At 56.2% G+C, this 1577-nt stretch carries 1 protein-coding gene; it reads left to right on the forward strand.

Going from position 1 to position 1577, the window contains the following annotated elements; genetic code table 11:
* Positions 1-116 precede the first annotated feature (116 nt).
* Positions 117-1574, forward strand: a complete 1458-nt coding sequence (locus MTR72_RS40155) for an IS4 family transposase (protein ID WP_341512342.1) — start codon at positions 117-119, stop codon at positions 1572-1574.
* The last annotated feature ends 3 nt before the right edge of the window (positions 1575-1577 follow it).

The following is a 1577-nucleotide window of genomic DNA, read 5'->3' on the forward strand; positions in this document are numbered from 1 at the left end:
CTTTCAATTACCCATAACTTTGACCACTCGAGCTGATCCGCTGATCGGCGAAATCTTGAATCGAAAGAATCACTTGTGATTCCTTGCTGAGCACCTGATTCGCGAGGGGGTGCTCTATGGGGCTGACATTAAGGGATCGATCGGCAAAAGGCTGTTTGCGGTCCTTGGACGGGGAATGTTGGATTGATCGAGAGAGTAGTGGATGCGAGTTTAGGGACGCGCGGCTCGGCGACAGATTCCGCAAACTGCTCACGCAGATTGGAAGCGCCATGGGACAAAGCATTCCGCTCGTCTGCCAGGATTGGGCGAATACGAAGGCAGCCTACCGCTTCTTTTCTAACGACCGGGTCAGCGAAGCGGACATTCTGGCCGGCCATTTCCAATCGACACGTGATCGTGCCGCCGCCACTGGAGATCTCGTTCTTGTGCTGCACGATACAACCGAGTTCAGCTATCAACGCGAGAAGTCAGAAGCGATCGGCATCACCAAGAGCATAAACAGTGGACGGGATAAGGCAGGTCGCCTCAGATCGCACACGGTTTGCGGCATCCTGATGCATTCGAGCCTCGCGGTTACAATCGAGGGGGTGCCGCTGGGGTTGGCGGCCGTTAAGTTCTGGACCCGGAAGAAATTCAAGGGGACGGCAGCGCTTAAAAAGAAGATCAATCCGACCCGGATTCCCATCGAGAAAAAGGAAAGCGTCCGGTGGTTGGAAAATCTGAAGCAGTCTACGCAACTCTTGGATCATCCGGGACGATGCATCCATATTGGTGATCGCGAGAGTGACATCTACGAACTCTTCTGCGCAGCACAGGAGATCGGAACCCATTTCCTGATCAGGACCTGCGTCGACCGCTTGGCTGGAGACGGGGATCACACCATCGCCGACGAAATGGACGAGGTCGCCGTCAAAGGGCTCCATCGCATCGAAGTCAGAGACAGCAACGGCGATCCCGACCAAGCCGTTCTTGAGATCAGGTATCGTAAGATTCGCGTTCTGCCGCCGATCGGAAAGCAGAAGCGCTATCCCGCTCTGACCCTGACAGTGATCCATGCCGAAGAGCGCGGGACGCCGAAAAACAGAAAGAAGATCGATTGGAAGCTGATCACCGACCTGCCTGTTGGTTCCCGCACCGACGTCATTGAGAAGCTCGAATGGTATGGTTTGAGATGGAAGATCGAGGTGTTCCACAAGATCCACAAATCGGGCTGCAAAGCTGAGGAGTCGAAGCTTAGGACCGCCCAGCGTCTGACCAACCTGATCTCGCTCTTTTGCATCCTGAGTTGGCGGGTCTTCTGGATGACGATGCTCAACCGTTCCGCCCCAGACGCGCCACCAACCCTCGCGTTGACTGCGACTGAAATCGGCGTGCTCGATCGCCTCGTCAACGACAAACCAAGAGCAAGACGGAGAACGCTCTCGCACTATCTGATCAAGATCGCCCGGCTCGGCGGTTATCTCGCCCGCGCCAGCGATCCGCCGCCCGGCAATACGGTCATGTGGCGCGGGCTGTCACGCCTCACCGACATCGCGCTGGGCGCCATGGTCGGAGGAGAATTTGTGGGTAATTGAAAG

Origin of the sequence: Bradyrhizobium sp. ISRA442 (genome assembly GCF_038085055.1) — a bacterium.
GTDB lineage: Bacteria > Pseudomonadota > Alphaproteobacteria > Rhizobiales > Xanthobacteraceae > Bradyrhizobium.